Origin of the sequence: Candidatus Kapaibacterium sp. (genome assembly GCA_025059875.1) — a bacterium.
Classification (GTDB): domain Bacteria; phylum Bacteroidota; class Ignavibacteria; order Kapaibacteriales; family HRBIN21; genus HRBIN21.
This window is the reverse complement of sequence record JANXCT010000001.1, coordinates 81788-97313: the sequence shown is the minus strand read 5'-3', so window position 1 is coordinate 97313 and position 15526 is coordinate 81788. Positions and strand designations below refer to the sequence as shown.

Sequence of the window (15526 nt, the reverse complement as noted above, 5' to 3'; positions counted from 1 at the left end):
CGTCTGCTGGAATAAGTTCCCCCACCGAATATGCTATGCTGCAGCGTACCCCAGCCGTGGGATGCCATACTGCCCAGTGCACCCGCAAGTAATGCTATTCCCAGTCGCAGGTACGCAGATGCAACGGTAACGGTAGATGTCCAAGCGGCACCACGGTCCCTTCGAAAATAGGTGCGTTCGCCAACGCAACTTGGAACATGGAAGCGTGAGATTTCGCCGCAACGGACACTTCCTCGACAGCCCTTCACTCCTAGGCACCTCTCCCCGCTTCGCGCTGCGGGCAGTATAGCACTAGAGTTGGCTAGTAGTCCTTGAGGGAGCTTGCGGGATCTGAGCAAAACTGGCTTGGATCAATGCCATAGACTCTCATCCGATACTCCAGCTTGTCCCGTGTAATCCGCAGCAGCTTAGCAGCCTTCGTCACATTCCCGCGTGCTATGGTCAGGGCCTGCTGGATGAGATCTTTAATGACCTCGTCGTACGAAACTCCATGAGGGGAAATCGCCAAAAAGTGCCTCCCTGGCGGCAGCTCAAACCGCCTGAGCATTCCAAAGACATCATCTGGAGAGCCCTCCACCCACGGACGAACCCGCAGGAAGTGGAGGGTCTCCCGGGTGATAACATCTGACTGCTCTAGGAGCACCGCCCGCTCTATCGCGTTACGGAGCTCGCGAACATTCCCTCGCCACGGATACGACATCAGCAGTGAGACCGCTTCGGGAGTGAATCCTGTAATACGCTTGTTGAATCGCCTGTTAAACTCGTCGACGAAGGCCGTTGCTAACGGGAGGATATCCTCCGGCCGCTCCCGCAGCGGGGGAATATGGATGACGGCAACGTTCAGACGATAGTAGAGATCCTCCCGAAACCTCCCCTCGCGGACCATCTGCTCCAGATCCCGATTCGTGGCTGCGATAACGCGGACGTCTACCTGGACCTCCTCCTTCCCGCCAAGCCGGTAGAAACTCTTCTCTTGCAGGACGCGAAGAAGCTTGACCTGTAGCTCCAGTGGGAGTTCAGAGACTTCGTCTAGAAACAGTGTGCCCCGATTCGCTAACTCGAATTTCCCTGGATGGACTTTGTCAAAAGCACCTGTGAAGGCTCCGCGTTCATAGCCAAACAGCTCGCTCTCGGCAAGCTCTCGGGGGATCGCTCCGCAGTTGATCACCACAAACGGTGCCGATGCTCGCGCAGAATTCCGATGGATAAAGCGTGCAAGCAGCTCCTTTCCCGTGCCCGTCTCGCCTACGATGAGAACCGTCGTGTCAACTGCTGCAAGCATCCTAGCCAGTCCCAGGATTGAGCGTAGACTCTCGGAGACAGCAATGATGTCGTGGGGCTGCTCGAGTCGGAGCTGCTCCTCCAGCAGCTGTACCTGGCGCCGCAGCTCATAGTTACGCAGTGCTCGCTCAACAGCAATCTCCAACTGCTCAATGTCAATCGGCTTGACAACAAAGTCTTCAGCTCCAAGCTTCACCGCTCGCACCGCCATCTTGAGGTCGGAGAAGGCTGTCATTACGATGACAGGGGTAGCGAACCCCTCTTCTCGCAATCGCTCTAGAAGCTCCAAGCCACTATACTGTCCCAAGAAGATATCCAGTAGCACCAAATCTGGGCGAAGCCGAGGGAAGTCCACAACAGCTCGCGGGAGATCTGTCAGCCAATAGACACGGCGATATCGCTGCTCAAGGTAGCGCTGCAACATCTCTCCAAGATCGGGATCATCCTCCAAGAGGAGGATCGTGTAGTTAGCAGCTCCGTGGTGCTGTACAGAGCCTACCGCCATTACCCCTCTACCCCTGGCAGACGGACAATATAGCCTTGGACCGGAGCAGCATCTGATACACTCCCGCCAGCCTCAATCCAGCCCCCTGGGGCCCGCGCGTGAAGGAAGGCTCAAGGGTGCGAGCTAAGCCCTCTGGCAAAACACCAACGTCTGTATCTCTAGGCAACTGCATAGAAGCTGCCTTCACACTCTTCACCCTCGTGCGAACAGCAACCACGCTACTATTCTGGACGCAGCCTCAACAAGCACTGCATAGCTGACTAGAACAAGCACTGCATAGCTGACTAGAACCATCGGGGAACGCCAGCAACAAAGTGTCACTCGAATGCAACACTCCTGCATTGCACCATCTCGCGGAATAGCTGGGTAAGGCATCCACTAAGGCGTGCACATCGTGGCTCCAAACGAGCTGTACCGCGGAACGACCGCAGTCGAGTTTCGTCTCCGCGAGCTTTGCGACCCCACCCGTGCTCTCTAAGGCTAGCTCGAGAAGAGCCTGGCATGCTGGACTATCACCAAGCTAAATGAGACGGAGATTGAGCTGGATAGCCCCAGAGGGTTGTGGGTCTCGCCTCGTGAGCCATCCCCACTGAAAGCTGCCTAACAGGGTCAGACGATCTGCGAAACAAGGCGCTGCATCAGTCACCGCTTACTCGTTGTTTCACGAAGCCGTACCAGCAAAGGTAACCCCATCAGAGGGAAAACCACCACGCTTGCACATCCACCTGCTGCGTTTCCCTACCAGGAAGGCAACGACTACGTCCGCCCGAACGCTCCACCATGCCCGGCCCTGTCGGACCAGCTTGCAGAGGCATTGGAATTCCGGTAAGCCCATCCGCTTGAGCTGTTCCAAAGGGAGCCAGAACATCTAGGCTGCACGGTGCAAAGCTCCTACTACTTCGGAGGTCGCCAGATCGAGCACCAGCCACGTCAGTGTAGCCCGCTCGAAGAAGGCACAGTACCATCCAGCAGAGTCGCTCAACCGTTGGGAGTGTGGTTCGGTCACCATCCCTCCGGATATGCGCCGTTACATCCGGTATCGCTTCGCTAAATAGTGGCGCAGCCCTACGTCAAAGGGAACCGTCGTATCTAGGGCAACGAAGTCTATCCCCTGCTCAGCACATCCCATCGCCAACTGCCGATGGTGTTGCTCCACCGCCTGCTGATAGTCGCGCCGTAGGAAGTAGGGATGGGCTGCCACACGCTCCCCTGTCTCCATGTCGTGGAACTCGGCTGCTCGGCCCAGCGCTAAGGTACGTTCGACAGGCTCCAACACCTGGAATGCAATGACCTCATGCTTCTGTGCGCGGAGACGCCGTAGTGCGCGAACAGTAGTGCCAGGCTCGTCTAAGAAGTCACTCATCACGACGACGAGGCTGCGACGACGCAAGCGTTCTGCTAACTGTGACAAAGCATTCGCCACATTAGTCTCACCCTGTGGCTCGGCACTTTCCAATGCCGTGACGATCTCCTGGAAATGGGAGGCCCGTGCGCTCGGCGGCCGGTAGAGGCGAAGATCCGCGGCGTAGAGAGCTAGTCCAACAGCGTCCTTCTGTCGGAGGAGCAGATATGCTAGTGCTGCCGCATACACCGCTGCATAGCCCCATTTCGAGACGACCCCTTCGTGGTGGAATCCCATAGAGGCACTACAGTCCAACACCAAAAGGGTCCGCACATTGGTCTCTTCCTCAAACTGCTTGACATAGAAGCGATCTGTCCGCGCATACACCTTCCAATCAATGAGCCGAGGTTCGTCGCCAGGCTGGTACTGGCGGTGTTCTGAAAACTCCACGCTGAAGCCATGGTACGGCGACCGATGGAGGCCTACTAAGAAGCCTTCCACGACATAGCGCGCACGCAGTTCCAGAGACTGCAGCCGCATAAGCAGTTCTGGCTTCAGGTACTGGCGCCATGAGCGCTCTGCCGCGTACACTGGCATCAGGCGCCTCTCTCAAACTTTGCCAGAAGCTCTGCAGATACAGGATGGAGCATGCTGACAAGAGACGCTGCATCCTGCACCAGCCCTTGCATGGTCTCCTGATGGATGTACCGCACTACCTCCTGCAACGAGCCTGTTCTGCGCCAAATCTCCAATTGGCGGTCGGCTCCAGTTCCCATCTCCAGAATCTCGTAGATGTACTCAATCTCGCGCCGAGTCCCCAGCTCATCAACGACGTCATCAACGAACTCTAGCAATTCCCGGATGAGGTCTCGCGCGGGGAACTCGCGCTGCTTCCCAAAGTCGATCAGCTTACCGTCTAGTCCGTAGCGAACAGCCCGCCACTTATTCTCCATGATGAGCGATCGGCGGTAGATACGGAAGCTCATGTTTTTCTCGTACAGCGAGAAGAGCTTTGCTGCAATCGCTTGGCATAGGGCTGTGATAGCAATTGTCTCATCCACTCGCATGGGGATGTCACAAATCCGAATCTCCAGCGTTGGGAAGAATGGGTGTGGCCGGATGTCCCACCAGATCTTCTTGCCGTTGTCGATGCATCCAGTGCGGATGAGCAGCTTGACGTAGTTTTCAAATTCCGCCCAGCTCCCAAAGAAGTCAGGGAGCGCCGTCCGAGGGAAACGCTCGAAGATTTTAGAGCGGTAAGATTTCAGTCCAGTGTTCATCCCCATCCAAAACGGGGAATTCGTCGACAGCGCCAAAACGTGGGGCAAGAAGTATCGCATAACGTTCATAAGCTGGATTTGGGTCTCCCGATTCTCAACCCCAATGTGGATGTGGAGCCCAAAGATGAGGAGCGATCGAGCTAGGATCTGCATATCTTCCACAATGCCCAGATAGCGCTCGTCGGGATAGATTTCTTGCTCCTGCCATCGAGCAAACGGATGAGTGCTAGCAGCGCCGATGAGCAGCCCATTTCGCCGTGCCAGATAGGCCACGACAGACCGAATTTTCACTAACTGCTCCCGTGCCTCCTGAATCGTACGACAGACCCCTGTGCCGACCTCTACAATAGAACCGTGCAGCTCAGGCTTGATATGCTCGTGGAGAATCATCCGCCCTTGCGACAAGAGCTCCATACCAATGTGGGAACGCAGATCCCACGTCGCGGGATCCAGCACCATGTACTCCTCCTCAATCCCAATCGTGAAGCTGGGACGCTGGTAGGGATCGTAGTCCTGCACGTCAGGGATGATCTCATCGGGTTGCATTCCTATCCCGTAACGTGTGATACGGATCTGCCCTCAGACATCCCCTAGCACGAAAGTACGTAGTTTGCAACAGATAGCGGAATGGCTCACGTCTGCTTCTTTGGGGATGTTCACCTGGGCTGCGGCAGCCGTGCCGAGCAGCGGCGGAGGGCAGAACTCCTGACCACTTTCCTCCTCTGCTTGCCTTCCCGCTACTCGCACGTGGTCATCATCGGCGATCTCTTCGATTTCTGGTTCGACTACCGGACTGTCATTCCGAAACTCTTCTGGGATACCGTGGCAGTTCTGGGAACTCTGCGGCGACAGGGGGTCAGTATTGACTACATCGTTGGTAACCATGACTTCGGGCACTGGCGCTTCTTTGAGGAGGAGCTCGGGATTGAGCCGAAACGGGAGGGGATAGGATGTTTGTGGAATGGCAGGCGATTCTACATCGCCCACGGCGATGGCACCATGCCCGAAGACCGAGGCTACCAGCTCCTACGCTCTCTCCTCCATAGCCGTTGGGCCCAGTCGCTCTACCGTTTACTCCATCCCGACATAGGCATTCAACTGGCCCAGTGGGTCTCACGCGCCAGCCGGCGGCACACTGCGCTTCCACCTCAGCGTCTCGTGGCTTCTTTAGAAGCCTTTGCTGCCCGGAAGCTCGCGGAGGGCTATGACGTCGTCGTCTTGGGACACAGTCACTACCCAGTTCTCAAGGCACTTGGCAATGGCTGGTACGTTAATCCCGGTGGCTGGCTGACCGAGGAACCCCTCTTCGCTAGCTTTGATGGCGAGCGTCTGGAGCTCGTCCCCGTCCGGCGCTTCATAGCTGCAATCGGTGCAAATCCTCCTGCGTCTTGTTCATAGCAGGTCAGCGGCTCGAGCAGCTAGCATATGGAGTTCAAAGACTACTACAGCATCCTGGGGGTTCAGCCAACGGCCAGCTCTGAGGAGATCAAGAAAGCCTACCGACGATTAGCTCTCCAGTACCATCCCGACCGCAATCCTGGAGACAAGGCTGCTGAGGAGCGCTTCAAAGAGATTGCTGAGGCCTACGAAGTGCTAGCAGATCCCGAGAAGCGCGCAAAGTATGATCGCCTCTACGCCCAGTGGAAAGAGTTCCAGCAGAGTGGTCGTCGTGTGGAGTTTTTCGATTGGTCCCCTTGGACTTCTGCAACTCCTGGTCCCACCCGGATTCGGTTCGTGACGGAAGATTTCCCCGACCTCGAGGAGCTCTTCAGCACAGGATTCTCTGAGTTCTTTGAACGTCTCTTCGGTGGTGGCACGACGACCCAAACACGTCGCACACGTCGGAGCTATCCTGGCAGCCTCCGAGGCGAAGACTATACGGCAACGGTAGAGATCTCCTTGGAGGAGGCTTTTTCCGGAACTCAACGCAGGCTCCGAGTTGGCGACAAGACGATTGAAATCCAGATCCGCCCTGGAATTCCCGATGGGCATGTGCTGAAAATTCCAGGCAAAGGAACCCCGGGATACGGGGGTGGCCCTTCGGGTGATCTCTTGCTTACCGTGCGCGTCCTTCCCCATGCCCGCTTTGAGCGCCGTGGCAATGATCTCTACACGACCCTGACGGTAGACCTATACACAGCGGTTCTCGGCGGAACTGCCACACTACGGACACTGGATGGGAAGATGCTTCAACTCCGCATCCCTCCTGAGTCGCAGCCCGGCAAGCTCCTCCGCCTCAGCGGGCAAGGCATGCCAATCTACGACAACCCCAAGCAGCGTGGCGACCTCTATGTGCGGCTGGAAGTAGAACTGCCCCGGAATTTGACACCGCAGGAACGCGAACTTTTCCAGCAATTGGCCCGCTTGCGCAGGACCATCTCTTAAACTCTATGACCCGACTTCAGCTTCAGCACGTAACAAAGCGCTTTGGGGAGACGACGGCTGTAGAGACACTTACCCTGACCGTAGAACCCGGGGAGTTCCTCACTATCGTTGGACCCTCCGGGAGTGGTAAGTCGACGGTGCTACGACTCATCGCAGGCCTTGAGGAGCCAACCAGTGGGGATATCCTCTTCGATGGGCATTCTATCCTTCACCTGCCGCCGCATGCCCGAGATGTCGGGATGGTCTTTCAGAACTACGCCCTCTACCCGCACCTGACAGTCTTCGAGAACCTTGCCTTCCCACTCCGACTACGCCGATGGAACCGAGCAGCCATTGCCAATCGGGTCCAAGAGATAGCTCAGCTACTCGGGATTGTGGAGCTCCTGGAACGATATCCCCGGCAGCTCTCCGGTGGTCAACGCCAGCGCGTCGCTTTAGGCCGGGCCTTAGTCCGTTCACCGCGCCTATTCCTCTTCGATGAGCCACTCTCCAACGTAGATGCCCAGCTCCGCTCAGCGATGCGAGCTGAGCTCGCCACCCTACAGCGCACCTTAGGGATTACAGCCCTCTACGTCACCCACGACCAAATAGAGGCACTATCGCTGGGAGACCGGGTTGCAGTGCTCTCCGGAGGACGGCTGCTCCAGGTAGCGCCACCAGCCGAGCTCTACAACTGGCCTACATCTGTCACCGTTGCCCGCTTCATTGGGTCCCCGCCAATGAACCTCCTGAGGACCTACGTCCAGAGTGGAAGCCTCCACTTTCCGGACAGCGAAGGCCATGTTCCCTTACCGGTTACATTGCCCGAGGGCTCAGAGTGGCTCTTAGGTGCCCGCGCCGAAGCGCTCACCTTTCGTTCACAGCCAGATTGGTACTTATTCGGGCAAGTTCGCGTCGAAGGAGTAGAGTATGGCGGACATGAACTCGTCGTTGCTGTCTCCCACCCGGCAGTCGCCACACCTCCGCTCTTAGTGCGCCTCCCGGTCCATGAACCCAGCCCACGCATTGGAGAGCGGCTCCCACTCTATCTCCACCAGACCGCATGGTGTCTATTCGAGCCGCTCTCGGGCCGTCGAGTCTTCCCGATCTAGAGCCGCACGGTAACTCCAAAAGTAGGCAGAATAGGCAACATCCGGACGGGGCGTTCTTCGATCGCGAGCGTCTCCGGGTTGACACGGTAACTGATCGCTAGGACGTTGGCCCGGTTGTAGAGGTTAGCGATGTCTACGTAAAGGCTCCACTCCTTACCGAACCACTGAGCGTAGGTGGTCAAACGGACGTCCAAGCGATGGTAGTCCGGCAGTCGTACGCGGTTAAGGTTACCCAACCCCCCACGGTCCGCAACGAACGCAACCCCACGCCAATCGTAGTCAACTCTGGCGCGCGGGGCCCCAGTGGAGTCCTGCTCTACCACAACTCGCGGCTTAACGCCAACCGGAGCTGTCCAGGGAAAGCCCGTACCGTACGTCCAGGTTGCATTCAGCTCCAGCCAAGGAGCAATGCGCCATCCCAGCACGACATTCACAACATGACGCCGATCGTAGCTGAAGGGATAGCGGATCCCCTGCTGTTCCCGATATGCCCACGAAAGAGCATACGAGACCCAGCCATACACTGGACTGCCGAAGTTGTAGAGCTTCTGCAGGAGGATCTCCACCCCGTAAGCATCCCCTGTGGCGCCATTCACAGGAATCACGGTGACAGAGTCCCCAGGAACGGGAACAGGTGAGGTCCAACTCTCAGGCCTTCGAGGGTCCATCCCTGGTCGCAACGAGGTTACCCAAACCGTCCCAGGGAGCCGCTCTTGCACAATGAGGTTCCAGAAGCGCTTGTAGTAGCCCTCTATACGGAGCTGCCACTCTGGATTCAGCATATGCTCTACCCCTGCCACCGCGTGGGCCGCTGCTTCGGGCTTAAGTGTACGCGCCCGCGGATGGGTGAAATCCAGGAATACCTGCCGATCCAACAGCTTCTCATAGCCAGGGGATTGGTAGTAGAGTCCCCATGCGGACCGTAGTGTGGTGCTCGCAGAAAGGGCATACGATAGAGCGAGACGTGGCGAAACAACTCCCTTGCGTAGGAAGCCAAAGTAGTCCCATCGCAGCCCTAGCGTTAAGGTCAGCGCTGCCGATAGCCGAATTCGATCCTGCACGTAGGCGCTCAGCCGGGGATAGGCTATGGCTGTTGCATACGACTCAGGGAGTTCCGGTATTTGGGGATTGTTGGCTCGAATAGCCTTAAGCCGCGGATCCAACTCAAACCGGAAGCTCAGCACGTTGTGAATCCAGTCGGCCCCAATTCCCCATTGGAGGCGGTGTTGTGCTGAAGGTTCCCACAGGCTCTCCCACTGAAGACCATAACGCCGAAACGCGAACGAACCTCCACCCTCTACACTGAACAGCCGAGGCACCTCTATTCCCAACCGTCGCAGCGAGTCCTGGAGGTGCCGGAAGTCTTCCAGGGTTGGGTCTTCTCTCCCCAGCAAGAACTCGCTTCCCCCTTCCCCACCAAACTGACCACTGCCATGGTTACTGTACGCAGAGAGCTGGAGGCGTGACATCCATCCCGGCTGGAGCTGCCACTGCCATGCCAGCCCGTAGAGCATGTTGTAGGACTTATCCAACAGGCTGATGCTGTCTGGGCGTGGACGCTGTGCACCCGTCGTCAGCTCAGTATTGTCCCGGTTCAGGATGGCAAGTGCAGAAAGGATATGCGACGCTGCAGGGAGAAGTGTCAGCTTTGCCTGGATATCCCCAAAGTTGGGTAGCGCGACATCACCATCTACTAGCTTCAGCGCTCGGATAACAGGACCAACGACGAGGTCGTAGTACGTTCGGCGAGAGCTTACCAACCATGACCCTTCCCAAAAGGGCAGTCGCCCCTCCATTACCGTGTTGGCATTGACGACGCTCGCTGCAAATCGTGCCTGAAATGGACGCTGCCGATTCCCGCTCCGGTTCGTTACGTCCAGCACCGCTGAGAGCCGATCCCCATACTGCGCTGGAAATCCTCCCGTCAAGAGCTGGACTTCTGCAAGCGTCTCTGGATTGTACATCGAAACGAGCCCGTAGAGTCGGTAAGGGTTGAAGACCTCAAAGCCGTCAATGAGGATGAGATTCTGGTCCGGCGTGGAACCCCGGATAACGAGCTGCGACGAGAAGTCATTGACAGCAATGACGCCCGGGAGTGCCTGCAGCGTACGCAGGAGATCCTCTACAGCACCCGCTCGGTACTTGACCTGTCGAGGCTCCACAGCTATAAGACTCGGCCGCGTATCCTCAGGGGCTTGAAATGGTTGGCGCCCAGTGACCTGGATGCCAGCTAACGGGATAACTCGCTGACGCAGTGACAGCCGAAGTGTCTGTACTGATCCAGCAGCGACTTGCACTTCAACACTCTCAGGCTCATAACCCAGTAGGCGCGCTTCCAGGCGATACCGGCCTGGTGGCAGCTCCATACGGAACTCGCCACGTGCTCGAGTCACCGTCCCCTTGCCAAGCGGCTTTACCTGGAGCGTTACCCCTGGCAGCGGGGTCCCAGCGGTGTCCTGGACACTCCCCTGTAGAATCCCCACTTGCGCATTCACCGAGAGGGCACTAGCAGCTACGAGCAGGAGAACTACCATGCGCGACTTGCAAAAGTGGGTAAGAGTAGCGACGAACGTAGCAGCTCCCTCGTATCAACCAATCCACCCTCGCAGCGCAAGCCAAGCGTAAAGGCAAGGCGTAGCGAACAGGAGGCTGTCAATCCGATCCAACATGCCTCCATGTCCTGGCAGAAGAGCGGAGGAATCCTTGACCGCTACATCCCGCTTGAGCTGCGATTCTGCGAGATCGCCGACTTGCCCCACCACACCGAGGAACATGCCGAGTGCGAGCGCCTCACCTCCCGGAAATGCCGGCATCCACCACTGCAAGAGCCCCCAAAAAGCTAAGGCCGTTCCGATGAAACAGGCCACTGCACCTTCCCATGTCTTCCTCGGGCTAACCCTGGGTGCTAGCGGATAGCGCCCCCACCGACAGCCGACAGCGTAGGCCGCTGTGTCCCCGACCCATATAGCCGCTAAGAGAGGAAGTACCATCCCACCAGGCACCTCTATCCCTCCTCTCACCCACTGCAGTGGAATAAGCGTGCTCAACAGCCCTCCTACATAGCAGACTCCAGCGACTGTGGAAGCAGTGTTGAGCAGCGGGGAGCCACGCCACCACCATAGAGCCATGCCCCAAGCGAGCAAAACGATAGAGAGGCCGAGGATTCCTAAAGCTACCAGGGGACTGCCAAGAGCAAACGTCAGTAAGTTCTGGGCGACTGCCCCCCCAACGAGTAATGACCACTGAGGAAGAACTCCACGCCGCTGCATGAGCTGTCCGTACTCCCAAGCTGCAATCCCTGCTACTACAGCTACTAATCCTGCGAAGACCCACCCACCTATAAGGACAGCTCCCACCACAAGAGGAATTCCCACAGCAGCAACGGCTAGACGCTGGACTAAACTTTTCCGCTGACTGTCCGATCCCTCCATCGCTAAAGCAAGCTTAGCACCCAGTGTCAAAATTACCGTAGTTTCGCGCAGGTGCCTGAGGAGAAGGAGCCTCTGATGGCATCCACTTTCAGCGTCATCGTCGTTGGAATCCTGACAGAGCACCCGAGAAAAGCTCAAGAAATCACCGAAAGGTGCCGCCAATACGAGATCCCTGTCGCCCTCGCCTCTTCAGACGAGATTGCGGCCTCACCATGGCGTGAGCTATGGGAGAAGCTACGACAGGAATGCCTCTCAGAGGAGCAATTGCCAGACTACGTTCCCACCGTCGTCATCGACCCTTGCCTGCTGTCTACTCGACAGCGACTGAACTCCCTCCAGAACCTCCAGAGGCGGTATCCTCGAGCACTCTGGCTGCGGTCTGGGCTCACAGAGACGGCCACGGCATGCGCTGCAGCTCTCCAATACCCTGAGGTTGTTGCCTTCAACGGCCTACCTAGCGTCTTCCAGAGCTCTGATATACTGGAAATTGCTCCGGCACTCACGGCTTCAAATCAGGCCTTAGCAACAGCCAAAGACTTCTTTGCCTCGCTCGGATTCCGCACGGAGGTCGTTGCTGACCGCGTTGGCTTGATCATCCCACGCATCTTAGCGCTGCTCATCAACGAGGGGGCTTTCACAGTTCTGGAGCGCGTTGCTGAGCCGAACGACATTGATACCGCCATGCGGCTGGCGACAAATTATCCGAAGGGCGTACTGGAATGGGCTGATGAGATTGGCCTGGATACCATCGTTGCCATCTTGGATGCACTCCACGAGGAGTATCGGCAAGAGCGCTACCGAACCTGCGTACTCCTGCGACAGTACGTCCGTGCTAACCGCCTCGGTCGAGTCTCTGGCCAAGGATTCTACCAATATGGTTGAGCTACCCGGCTCATACCCTTTCGCAGATGACCTTCGAGCAGTCCTCTTCTGCGACTTCGACGGGACCCTTACTCTAGCCGACATCGGCACCACTCTACTCCGCCGCTACAGCAGCCGAGCTCAGGAATTAGAGCAACGCCTGCAACAGTGCCAACTCTCCGTTCTGGAGTACTATCGCCAGGCCATCCAGGAACTCCCGCCCGAGCTTACACCCGAGGAAATCGCTGCGTTCGCACAAACTATTGGCCTACGACCGTATGTCCGAGAGCTTATAGCCTACTGTCATCACCAAGGCATCGGTGTGGCCATCGTCAGCGATGGCTTCGATGCCTACATCTTGCCTTTATTAGCAGCGGTAGAGCTGACCGAACTGCCGATTGCCTGTAATCGCCTCAAATGGAGCTACAGCCGCCTGCGGGCTGAATTCCCCTGGGCATACGAAAGCTGCCAGGAGACGTGCCCAAGCCCTTACCCTTGCGCTGCTTGCAAGCGGGCAGCACTCCTCAGTTGGACTCCACCCGAGCTGCCGATACTCTATGTCGGCGACGGCCTCTCTGATCTTTGCCCAGCATACTACGCGGACTTCGTTTTCGCTCGAGGCGAGCTAGCCAAGTGGTGCCAGCAGCAAGGGATCGGGTTCTTCCCATACGAGTCATTGTTCGACGTTCGCCGCACGATTGACTCCCTCCTTCATCACCGCCGCCTCTCTCCTCGGTACTTACCCCGACAGCGGAGGTACCAGGGATGGGTAGCCGAATAGCAACATGGGTGCAGCTCCTCGTCCTCTGCAGCACCGTGCTCCTTGGGATAGCCCAAGAGCGACAGACCACCCTGCGGGGGATTGCCCTGAATGGAATTGCCCTCCAAGATTGGGAATGGGACAGCCTGGCCATAGCTCCTACCGACACAATTAGCTTTGCCTTCGCCTGCCGCTGTCCCCAAATCTCAACGCCGCTCCTATTCCGCATTGGGCTGCGTCGCCACGAGGACAACCGCGAACAGCTTCGCTCCATCGGGTTAGACAGAGTGCTCTACACTGGCCTGCCGGAAGGTACCTATAGCCTCACTGTCCAGGCCTTCGCGCCAGCAGAAGGATGGTACGCCCAGCCTGTCTCTTTCTCTTTCTTCGTCGACGTCCAGCGGGCAGCAGAGTGGAAACGGATTTGGAGCCAGCGACGCCGGAGCTTTCGTCAACAGCTTTCCCAGGGTTCAACTCCATCTGCACCTTCTGCTTCGACCCATGCAGGAAATGGCTGGCTTTGGTGGATCATCGTCCCGACTTTCGGCGTTACCTTCGGTATCCTTGTGCTCCTCTTATGGTCACGAATCCGCGCGCGACGTCGTACTCAAGCTACGGCACGTTTGGCTCATCCCTCCGACAGCAAGCCTGTCTATACCGCGCAAGACGCCCTCCTCGCAGAAAATACCCAACTCAAAGCTGAGCTGAGCAACCTCCGAGGTCAGGTTAGCGCCCTTGAAGCTCGGAGCCGCCACCTGCAACAGGAGAACAAAGCCCTGCAGGAGCAGGTTGAGCATCTCTCGGCGAAGCAGAGAGAGTTAGAGCGGCTCCAAGAGCAGAAGGATGCCCTCTTCGCCGCGCTAGTTCACGACATCAAGAACCCAGCGTCGGCTATCCGTAGCCTAGTGGAGCTGTTGCGCTCCTACGACCTCTGGACTCGGGAACAGCAGGAGATCATCACCGACATCCTGGGGAGGACAACGCGCATTGTAGAGCTGTCACAGGGAATCTCTCGCGTCCTGGTCCTAGAGGCAGCAGTACTGCGGTTAGACCTGCGGCCAGTCGATGTTCCAGACATCATTCGCTCTGCCTGCTACCGCAACAAGCCACTCGCTGATCGCAAAGCCATTGCCCTCCTCCGGGAGATAGAGCCAGGACTCCCCCTAATCCTGGCTGATCCTCAGCGGCTGGAGGAGGCGCTGGACAACCTGATCGGCAATTCCATCAAGTACTCCCAGTCCGGTGCGATAGTCATCGTCCGAGCTTATGCCCAGGATGGAAGGCTCCACATCGAGGTAGAAGACAATGGCCCAGGGATGAGCGGGGAGGACATTCGGAACGCCTTTCAACGCGGAGCTTGGCTCGGTGCTCAGTCCACCGGTGGAGAACTCAGCTCGGGGCTAGGGCTATGGGTTGTCAAACGCTTGATAGAAGCCCACCAAGGACATGTTCGTATCCGCAGTGCCTTAGGCAAAGGGACAACCGTCCTCATTGAGCTTCCTCTCCAGCCTACAAGCAGGCCAGCCACGGAGGCATCGGGAAGTCACTGAGAGTGCACCACGTACTTTTGCGAGCCTGCCAAGCATTGTAATCCCTTCGCGGATCTCCATGGAATGCCGAGTGAGCGTTGAAGAATACCGACCGGAATACCGCCAGGAGTGGGAGGAGTTCGTTGCGCGCTCCAACAACGGCACGATGTTTCATCGCCTCCAGTTCCTGGACTACCATCCTCCGGGGAAGTTTCACTTCCATCACCTGCTCTTCCGCAAGGGCGGGAAGCTTGTTGGAGTAATGCCCGGTGGCTTGACAGGTGACGGAAGCATACTCTGGTCCCCCGTTGGAGCAAGCTACGGCGGGATTGTTACGGAAGATATTCCTTTCGCGCTGGCATTGGAACTGGTAGACGCACTCTTGGACTACGGACGCCGTATCGGTCTCCGCGAACTCTTCCTCATCCCGGCGCCATTCATCTACAGCCGCAACTACTCCCAGAACCTGGAATACGCCATGCTCTATCGGCGCTTCGACTTCGAATACCACTACATCTCGCACGCCATCCATCTACGGCACGGCACCGATTTCCTCCGTTTCTTCGATAAGACCGCCCGCAAAACCATTCGCAAACTGCTCCGAGAAGGCCGCCTACGGGTTGAAGAGAGCCAAAGCTACGATACGTTCTACCGCATCCTTGTGGAGAACAAAGCCCGGCACGGAGCAAAGCCGACTCACTCGCTAGAGGACCTCCACCGGTTACAGCTCCTCGTCCCCGAGCACTTGCGCCTGCTGATGGTCTACTACGGAGAGACACCGATTGCCGGTTCCCTTCTGTTCCTCTGCAACTCCAAAGTCGTGCTGTGCTTCTACAACATGATGCTCTACGAGTACCAACATCTGCGCCCCATCTACCTCCTCATGTACGAGATCGTCCGCTGGGCGACAGAACAAGGCTACGAGTGGGTTGACATCGGCGTTTCCCAGGACACGAAGTCACCCGACCCGATGACCCCTGCGCTCAGCCTCATTCGTTTCAAGGAGCGCTTCGACAGTCGCGGCATCCTTCGCAGCACGTTTCACTACCGCTTCTCGTAGT

14 protein-coding genes are annotated in these 15526 nt (G+C 57.5%); 7 read left to right on the top strand and 7 right to left on the bottom strand.

Going from position 1 to position 15526, the window contains the following annotated elements; all coding sequences use genetic code 11:
• Positions 1-301 precede the first annotated feature (301 nt).
• The 5 genes from NZ960_00550 to NZ960_00530 all read right to left on the bottom strand — a co-directional run bounded on the left by NZ960_00550 (position 302) and on the right by NZ960_00530 (position 4954).
• A complete protein-coding gene (locus NZ960_00550; GenBank protein MCS7176109.1) occupies positions 302-1786 on the bottom strand; it encodes a sigma-54 dependent transcriptional regulator in 1485 nt (494 codons plus the stop codon).
• A gap of 661 nt (positions 1787-2447) precedes the next feature.
• On the bottom strand, positions 2448-2654 hold the full coding sequence (locus NZ960_00545; protein ID MCS7176108.1) for a hypothetical protein: 207 nt from the start codon (positions 2652-2654) through the stop codon (positions 2448-2450).
• Positions 2655-2795 carry a hypothetical protein gene (locus tag NZ960_00540; GenBank protein MCS7176107.1) on the bottom strand — a complete coding sequence of 47 codons (141 nt, stop codon included), beginning with the start codon at positions 2793-2795 and terminating at the stop codon, positions 2655-2657.
• An 18-nt stretch (positions 2796-2813) separates the two neighbouring features.
• On the bottom strand, positions 2814-3725 hold the full coding sequence (locus NZ960_00535; GenBank protein ID MCS7176106.1) for a DUF58 domain-containing protein: 912 nt from the start codon (positions 3723-3725) through the stop codon (positions 2814-2816).
• A complete protein-coding gene (locus NZ960_00530; GenBank protein MCS7176105.1) occupies positions 3725-4954 on the bottom strand; it encodes a carboxylate-amine ligase in 1230 nt (409 codons plus the stop codon). Before NZ960_00530 ends, NZ960_00535 begins: the two co-directional genes overlap by 1 nt.
• Before the next feature lie 81 nt (positions 4955-5035).
• Here NZ960_00530 and NZ960_00525 point away from each other — a divergent pair, with 81 nt between their 5' ends.
• From NZ960_00525 to NZ960_00515, 3 genes are read left to right on the top strand one after another with little or no spacing between them, the layout of a single operon-like run.
• Positions 5036-5806 carry a UDP-2,3-diacylglucosamine diphosphatase gene (locus NZ960_00525; GenBank protein ID MCS7176104.1) on the top strand — a complete coding sequence of 257 codons (771 nt, stop codon included), beginning with the start codon at positions 5036-5038 and terminating at the stop codon, positions 5804-5806.
• A 27-nt stretch (positions 5807-5833) separates the two neighbouring features.
• Entirely contained in the window at positions 5834-6793 is a 960-nt protein-coding gene (locus NZ960_00520; GenBank protein MCS7176103.1) for a J domain-containing protein, read from the top strand.
• Positions 6794-6798: 5 nt separating this feature from the next.
• A complete protein-coding gene (locus NZ960_00515; protein ID MCS7176102.1) occupies positions 6799-7884 on the top strand; it encodes an ABC transporter ATP-binding protein in 1086 nt (361 codons plus the stop codon).
• Here NZ960_00515 and NZ960_00510 read toward each other — a convergent pair.
• Both NZ960_00510 and NZ960_00505 read right to left on the bottom strand, forming a co-directional pair.
• The gene (locus NZ960_00510) at positions 7881-10418 is read right to left on the bottom strand and encodes a TonB-dependent receptor (protein MCS7176101.1); all 2538 of its coding nucleotides are present in this window, start codon (positions 10416-10418) and stop codon (positions 7881-7883) included. The two genes, NZ960_00515 and NZ960_00510, sit on opposite strands and share 4 nt — an antisense overlap.
• Before the next feature lie 54 nt (positions 10419-10472).
• A complete protein-coding gene (locus NZ960_00505) occupies positions 10473-11315 on the bottom strand; it encodes a phosphatidate cytidylyltransferase (GenBank protein MCS7176100.1) in 843 nt (280 codons plus the stop codon).
• A 75-nt stretch (positions 11316-11390) separates the two neighbouring features.
• On the opposite strand from NZ960_00505, the gene NZ960_00500 reads away from it, so the two are divergent.
• From NZ960_00500 to NZ960_00485, 4 genes are read left to right on the top strand one after another with little or no spacing between them, the layout of a single operon-like run.
• Positions 11391-12197: a 3-hydroxyacyl-CoA dehydrogenase family protein gene (locus NZ960_00500; protein ID MCS7176099.1), complete on the top strand. Its 807-nt coding sequence runs from the start codon at positions 11391-11393 to the stop codon at positions 12195-12197.
• Complete coding sequence (locus NZ960_00495; protein MCS7176098.1) at positions 12190-12957, top strand: HAD-IB family phosphatase; 768 nt, start codon at positions 12190-12192, stop codon at positions 12955-12957. Before NZ960_00500 ends, NZ960_00495 begins: the two co-directional genes overlap by 8 nt.
• Positions 12942-14486: a HAMP domain-containing histidine kinase gene (locus tag NZ960_00490; protein MCS7176097.1), complete on the top strand. Its 1545-nt coding sequence runs from the start codon at positions 12942-12944 to the stop codon at positions 14484-14486. Before NZ960_00495 ends, NZ960_00490 begins: the two co-directional genes overlap by 16 nt.
• Positions 14487-14544: 58 nt before the next feature.
• Positions 14545-15525 carry a GNAT family N-acetyltransferase gene (locus NZ960_00485; GenBank protein MCS7176096.1) on the top strand — a complete coding sequence of 327 codons (981 nt, stop codon included), beginning with the start codon at positions 14545-14547 and terminating at the stop codon, positions 15523-15525.
• Position 15526: the final 1 nt, after the last annotated feature.

Coding starts and splice junctions, on each gene's coding strand:
- NZ960_00520 (MCS7176103.1), top strand. CDS start 5,834: ATGGAGTTCAAAGACTACTACAGCATCCTGGGGGTTCAGCCAACGGCC.
- NZ960_00495 (MCS7176098.1), top strand. CDS start 12,190: ATGGTTGAGCTACCCGGCTCATACCCTTTCGCAGATGACCTTCGAGCA.
- NZ960_00500 (MCS7176099.1), top strand. CDS start 11,391: ATGGCATCCACTTTCAGCGTCATCGTCGTTGGAATCCTGACAGAGCAC.
- NZ960_00525 (MCS7176104.1), top strand. CDS start 5,036: ATGGCTCACGTCTGCTTCTTTGGGGATGTTCACCTGGGCTGCGGCAGC.
- NZ960_00510 (MCS7176101.1), bottom strand. CDS start 10,418: ATGGTAGTTCTCCTGCTCGTAGCTGCTAGTGCCCTCTCGGTGAATGCG.
- NZ960_00530 (MCS7176105.1), bottom strand. CDS start 4,954: ATGCAACCCGATGAGATCATCCCTGACGTGCAGGACTACGATCCCTAC.
- NZ960_00485 (MCS7176096.1), top strand. CDS start 14,545: ATGGAATGCCGAGTGAGCGTTGAAGAATACCGACCGGAATACCGCCAG.
- NZ960_00550 (MCS7176109.1), bottom strand. CDS start 1,786: ATGGCGGTAGGCTCTGTACAGCACCACGGAGCTGCTAACTACACGATC.
- NZ960_00535 (MCS7176106.1), bottom strand. CDS start 3,725: ATGCCAGTGTACGCGGCAGAGCGCTCATGGCGCCAGTACCTGAAGCCA.
- NZ960_00515 (MCS7176102.1), top strand. CDS start 6,799: ATGACCCGACTTCAGCTTCAGCACGTAACAAAGCGCTTTGGGGAGACG.
- NZ960_00540 (MCS7176107.1), bottom strand. CDS start 2,795: ATGGTGACCGAACCACACTCCCAACGGTTGAGCGACTCTGCTGGATGG.
- NZ960_00545 (MCS7176108.1), bottom strand. CDS start 2,654: ATGTTCTGGCTCCCTTTGGAACAGCTCAAGCGGATGGGCTTACCGGAA.
- NZ960_00490 (MCS7176097.1), top strand. CDS start 12,942: ATGGGTAGCCGAATAGCAACATGGGTGCAGCTCCTCGTCCTCTGCAGC.
- NZ960_00505 (MCS7176100.1), bottom strand. CDS start 11,315: ATGGAGGGATCGGACAGTCAGCGGAAAAGTTTAGTCCAGCGTCTAGCC.